The sequence below is a fragment of the Methanosarcina sp. A14 genome, assembly GCF_001729375.1.
Taxonomy (GTDB): Archaea; Halobacteriota; Methanosarcinia; order Methanosarcinales; family Methanosarcinaceae; genus Methanosarcina; species Methanosarcina barkeri.
Genome location: NZ_LZPK01000284.1, coordinates 1 through 6,056, shown reverse-complemented (window position 1 = coordinate 6,056; position 6,056 = coordinate 1). Strand labels below are relative to the sequence as shown.

General features: G+C 35.3%; 3 protein-coding genes and 1 pseudogene. 1 reads left to right on the top strand and 3 read right to left on the bottom strand.

The features are described from left to right. The 3 genes and pseudogenes from A9239_RS19070 to A9239_RS13090 form a co-directional block, all read right to left on the bottom strand. A pseudogene (locus A9239_RS19070) lies at positions 1-146 on the bottom strand (IS4 family transposase); the annotation flags it as partial. Between the two features lie 114 nt (positions 147-260). Continuing rightward, positions 261-1,082 (bottom strand): class I SAM-dependent methyltransferase, encoded by an 822-nt coding sequence (locus tag A9239_RS13095; protein ID WP_048116479.1) that lies wholly within the window; start codon positions 1,080-1,082, stop codon positions 261-263. Between the two features lie 587 nt (positions 1,083-1,669). Next, a complete protein-coding gene (locus A9239_RS13090) occupies positions 1,670-3,151 on the bottom strand; it encodes a right-handed parallel beta-helix repeat-containing protein (protein ID WP_048116482.1) in 1,482 nt (493 codons plus the stop codon). Between the two features lie 1,451 nt (positions 3,152-4,602). Between A9239_RS13090 and A9239_RS13085 the strand changes: the two genes are divergently transcribed. Further along, complete coding sequence (locus A9239_RS13085) at positions 4,603-5,712, top strand: hypothetical protein (RefSeq protein WP_052712879.1); 1,110 nt, start codon at positions 4,603-4,605, stop codon at positions 5,710-5,712. Positions 5,713-6,056: the final 344 nt, after the last annotated feature.

Genomic DNA, 6,056 nt, shown 5'->3' with positions numbered 1-6,056 from the left:
GAGAGTTAAAACCCAAAAGATAATGACAGGGTAAATTTTACGTTCACGTACTATAAGACCAGTTTCTTTGGCAGTTTGCCTTAACCACTCTTCGGGAATATTTCCCGAAGAGAGTCTTCAAGAGTAGGTGGGAAACGAGGAGACATAGATTCAAAGAGTATAATATTAGTATAAAAACATATACAGGAGATGGGATTTAATGCTTAACCGATGACCAATGGAAAAATATCATATGTGAAAAATAGTGCGGAAAGTGGGTTTTACAGCCCCGCTTCCGGTTTTGTTGCAATTGCAAACAGTGTAACATTCCCAACACCGGCAACTTCCGAAACTTGTGCTTTCCTGAGTTCTTCAGTAATCTCCTGTCTGATTTTCTCTCTTATCCCGGGAGGAATGTCATTCAGCAACCCCTCAGGGCTGTCTCTCTTTTCCAGATGCTTCAAAAACTCTTCTGGAGAACCATACTGCCAGGGGATAGCCCTTGGCTCGATTGATATGCTGTCAAAGCCCGCATCTGAGAGGAGATCCCGGAGTTCTGTTGCAGTAACCTTTTTCATCCCTCTATGAAATTCCTGATTCCTTTTAATATGATATTTTGCAAGAATAGGATCTGCAAGTGTCTTCATGGTGCTGGAGCTGTTTTTATCAAGTGTGGTCATCCCCACCCTGCCTCCCGGCCGGAGGACCCGGTATATCTCACAGAGGGCAGTTTTCTTGTCGTCAACCCAATGGAATGAGGAACAGAAATATGTATGATCGATTGAATTGTCAGGCAAGAAACTGAGGTCTTCAGCCTGTCCTACTAAAAAACGGATGTTGCTGGAGGAGGCTCTGCTAAATTTTTTCCTTGCAAGTTCAATACGATAAGATGAAGGATCAATACCTGTGAGCTGACCAGCTGATCCTATGATGCCCAGAACATTCACAGCCTGCTGCCCTGTCCCGCAGCCGACATCTAGCACTGAATCACCTTTTTTTATTCCCATCATTTCTATCAGTGTTTTGCCTTTCTGAAACTGATGGTCGCAATTCTGGTCATACTTTTCGGCACCCTCCTGGGACTCCCAGTTAATTTCACTCATTTTCATTCACCTTCTGGAACCTGTTTTTCTTTTGCTGAAATTTGTATATATCCAAAATATCGTTGAATTTTTAGTATTTGAGCTTTCCTCTTCTATATATTTCTTTGTCTGTTAAATGTTATCTCTGGCATTAGTTTTTGCTTTTACAGTTTGGTTTCAACAGTTGAGCTTACTTCAAAGCTGTTGTGCTTACTTCAAAGCTGTTGTGCTTACTTCAAAACTGTTGTTAAACTTACTTCAAGCTGTTCAATTTGTTCTTATCAGACATCTAGAAGGAAAAACACTATCAGTAAAACTCAAGGTTTCTCTTGTTTTTAAGGGTAAAGGAGTTAGCACTACCCTACAGGAAAATCCATAGAATCTGGTTTTTAATCCAGAATATAAAATTGAATGAACTTATTCTTATAAACCACAGCAAAAATTATATATATTTGTTATTTTTTGGAAAAAATCAGGTTTTCTAAGTGAATTTTGCATTACATTAAGCAAGATCCACTGATCAATATAACTGCAGACGCTAATATAACAGCAGACGCTAATACAACAAGACGCTAATACAACAAGACGCTAATATAACAGCATACGTGTCACGAGCATCTTTTTGTTAAGATGGAATTTATCATGGTCTGATTAATTGATTCTTGAAATTCTTCTGAAAAATATCCGGCACCAATGTTCTGGTTTAAATGTGCAGGATCTACATAGATGTCAGTGGTTGATGTGCAGTTCAGATAGTTACCTGCATAGTTATTGTACAGGCAGTTATTCTCCAGTATAATGGTATGTGTTTTAGGCAAATAATTAATTACTCCATACCCTGTTCCATCTGGATCTTTTTTGCGTTGTTTGGTATTTGCGATAATATTATTGCGGACAATTGTTGTGTATCCTGTGCCTTTAGGTGACAGGTCAATATGGCCTGAGTTGCTATATGTAGGATAAACGTGAGTACCGCTTCTAGGGTACATCTGAATAATTGCACCATGATATACTCCATCAAAGGTATTATTTTCAATGAGAGTATCGTAAAATCCGCTTGTCACTATACCTCCTACCCAGTCAATATTAGGGTTCGTGCCGGTTTTGTAGAACATATTGTGATAAATATATACATTTTTAGCATCATCCCTGGAATAAGGCCTACAACAGCCTATCAACCAGATTCCAGGTCCATAAGTCTTTTGAATAGTATTATTATATACTTTAACATCATTGACGACACCTGTTGTTTTCTCAATTAGAATTCCAGCCCCGCCTGCACTCCAGTGGTAAAAAGAATCTATCAGGTTATCATGGAACTTTACATGGTTCGAGTTCCTCGATCTGAGACCGGAGTCAGTCCTGACTGTTATGTTATTGTTCCAGGCTTCTACATTCTGGCAGTTTTCGGCAAAAAGTCCATTATGCCCTGTTTTGTATATGGTGTTATTGTAAAACTGAATATTGGAACTATTGTCTGCTTTCCAACCTTCTCCATGCCCATCATGCATGTACATATCATGAACTTGAATGTCCTTGGCGTTGCGGAAATGAATCATGTCATAATATCCGTATCCCTTTGGTTTATCCAGATTGTTGTCGTGATTTCCGTCGATTTCAAATCCTTTTATAGTAACTCCATGTATTCCGGTACTATTAATCTGCGTTATGAGGGGCTTAAATGCTGGCCAGTCTGCCCAGTCTATAAGTTTAATTACGGCTGTAGGGTCTCCTTCCAGGGTAGTATTATTTCCTATGAAAATAGTATCTGAGATTAGGTATGTGTTTGGACCTTTCAAATGAACGGTTGTGAACTGTGGATTTTCTGCAACATATTTAAAAGCTTGATTTATCTCTACTTGATCATCGCTCCCATCGCAGGTGAAGTTTCCACTTCCATCGCCAGTTACCCATACAGTCACATTTGATGGCACAAGTGAAGAGGTATTTGATGGTGTAAGAGGAAATCTGGACTGTATTAGTATGTGAACAATTATTAAATCCAGTACAATCAAGAGAATGAAAACTATAATGTAAGATCTTGTTTCTGTCCAGTTTTGCCGTATATGCCTGAGACACTTTCCAGTCATTTTACTCTCCACTGTTAATTTAGTGAATTTTTTTGGTTAAATTGTCAATTTTTAACTAATATCAATTATATAGAGAATATTATTTTAAGGTAATTTACAGAAAAATGCTTCAAGAGCTTAAGTTTTTCTAATTAATGTGAATATTTATCAAAAATATACACAAGTTAACATCAAGAAGCCAAAGATGGAGACGTAAGAATATATCGGGCATTCAGCTTGGATTAAAGGAAAGTCGCTATTTGAGGATTTCTGGAGAAGCAGAAAAATGTTGATTTGATTGGTTTTCTCTAAATAAAGGCAGATTTACTTATTGCAATTAGAGCATTTAGGGTTTTATAAAAAGATTTTGCCTTACATGAAGCAAAACGCCAAAAGTGATAAGCATTTTATCATTAACAACCATGTTTTGAAAGGAGAGTTAAAGACTGGGAAAACATGGTTTGGGGGATCCAGGGGAAGTTCTAGAAGGCTTATTAAGTCGGGAGTATCCTCTTTAAGTTTAATGGATTTCCAACCACAGAATTAATATAATAGTAGTTCCATTTCCTGCTCAGTTCCAAAATCTAGTGATAAAAGTAAGTATTGACATCACTATATAGATTTATAATTCTATAATCTCGACAACATCAAAAAGATCATTTATTACTCTGGAAATGTGGCTTTCAGAGACAAAATCTTCTAGATTAAGTGGAAGTATAAATTGCTGCTTTTGATCGTAATTTTTGAACATAGAAAATACTGAAATTAATTTTCATCAAAAATATAATTTTTATATACTATTTATCTAAAGTAGATAATTATTGCGATTTTTATGACCCAAATGTACAACTAAGAGTAGTTTTAAGACAGCCTGTTAGACTGAATTGAAAAGGAAGATTTCTTTCTTCGTCTTCGACGGGCCAGTTTCTAACAGCTTTCTTTGATCTATAGCCCTTAATCTTTAATCTTTAATCTTTAATCTTTAGTCCTTAATCTTTAGTCCTTAATCTTTAGTCCTTAATCTTTAGTCCTTGATCTAATAGTTTACTTGAAAAAATAACTATAATCCTGAACAGCCCTCCAAAGGAAAAGATCACTTCGATCATAAAGGTTATTTAAAGAGCTCTTTCTCAAGCAATAAATTACAGGTTTTCAAGTTATGGGATTGTTATACATGTAGTATGTGAAATTGAATGGGAAAATATAAAAATATATTTTAATTTGGTTATCCTTGACAGGATAATATGAAAAATAATATAAATATTAGAATACTTGAGATTAAATAGAAATATTAGATATGTGATTAAAGTAGTAGCCTATTTTTTAACAATAAATATAAAATGTAATGTACTTAATACTATTATATTACAGAGATTTATTACTAAAATCATATGACAGAGATTTATATCAAATCCCGGCGATGTAAATTTAAATGCAGTTCTGTCTTGGATATAGAGGGGAAGTCATAATTTATGGAGTATATGTTCAAATTCTGCAATTTGCCTGATGACAAATCAACAGTAAAAATGGTCAATGAAGCTGCAAGCCGTTTGCACTATAAACTCAAAGGAATAAATCTAGAGACTTTAGATATCTCAGATTATAACAAAAAATACTTTGGTTCTTTATTAGGAAACTTGCATTCCAATTTGCAAAGATATGCATATATACTTGTATGGTCAATCACAAAAATAGACGTACCCTTAAACAAATTTGTTTTTTTAGATTATGGGGGAGGTTCCGGTATGTTGTCCCTCCTCGCAAAAGAATGCAATATTGGAACGGTTATTTACAACGACATTTACGATGTTTCTGCTAGGGATGCAGAATTAATAGGAAAAGCTATAGGAGAGCAAGCTGACTACTATATTCCAGGAGATATTGATGAAGTAATCGACTTTTTAAAGAATAATTCAATTAACTGCAACGCAATAGCCAACTATGACGTTATAGAACACATCTATGATATAGAAGAGTTCCTGAAGAAAATATCTTTGATTTCAAATAATAATTTAAAAGTGTTTTTTTCCTCTGGCGCAAATCCTTATAATCCTTTTATCAAGAGGAAACTCATAAAATACCACCAGATGTGCGAACTCGTAGATAGAGAACAGTTATTTGGCGATAAAAAAAGAGATCTCCTGGAAGCATATTCTAAAATTAGAAGCAAATTGATCAAAAGTTTAAACCCGGACCTTTCCGAGGATCAAGTTGCTTACTTAGTCACTGCTACAAGAGGAATGGTTGAATCTGATATTAAAAAAGCAGTAAATGAATTTTCAGCCAGTGGAAGCATTACTTTAAAGCAAAAATATCCTCAATATCCCTCAAATACCTGTGACCCCTACACCGGAAACTGGGCAGAACATTTGATGGATATATATCATTTAAGAAATGTTTTACAGAGTGAGAACTTTCAAGCTGATGTCTGGCGTGGATATTATGGTGACTCAAATACTTTACTAAAGTGTTTAGCAGCTCGATCTTTAAATTTTTTAATTAAAAACTCAGGAAGGCATGGATTGGTATTATCTCCATTTTTTACACTTTGTGGAAATATAGCGCCGCTCTCATCCAATTGATTCTTAATGATCTTAATTTAACGGCTCAAAATATTCATATCATAAATTAAAAAAGTTCAACTCCTAAATTAAGAGTTTTCTTTTGTAAAATAAATTTTTTCACTTCAGTGAGAGATTAACGACGAAGAAATTCCTCATTATTGAGGTTTCAAGTTCCCCATTTTTACATATTTTTAACAACGCGTCCAACCTCTTGAGAGTAAACTAAGGTAAAAGCGAAATAAGCAAAAAGGCTCCGTCCTCCCAAGACGGAAATCGGGTAATTCAGCCCTCTTAAGCAAGTGAAATTCTCAAAAATATTCCGTCCTCCCGAGAACGGAAATCGGGTAGTGGGACTCGGAGAT

Coding starts and splice junctions, on each gene's coding strand:
- A9239_RS13095 (WP_048116479.1), bottom strand. CDS start 1,082: ATGAGTGAAATTAACTGGGAGTCCCAGGAGGGTGCCGAAAAGTATGAC.
- A9239_RS13090 (WP_048116482.1), bottom strand. CDS start 3,151: ATGACTGGAAAGTGTCTCAGGCATATACGGCAAAACTGGACAGAAACA.
- A9239_RS13085 (WP_052712879.1), top strand. CDS start 4,603: ATGGAGTATATGTTCAAATTCTGCAATTTGCCTGATGACAAATCAACA.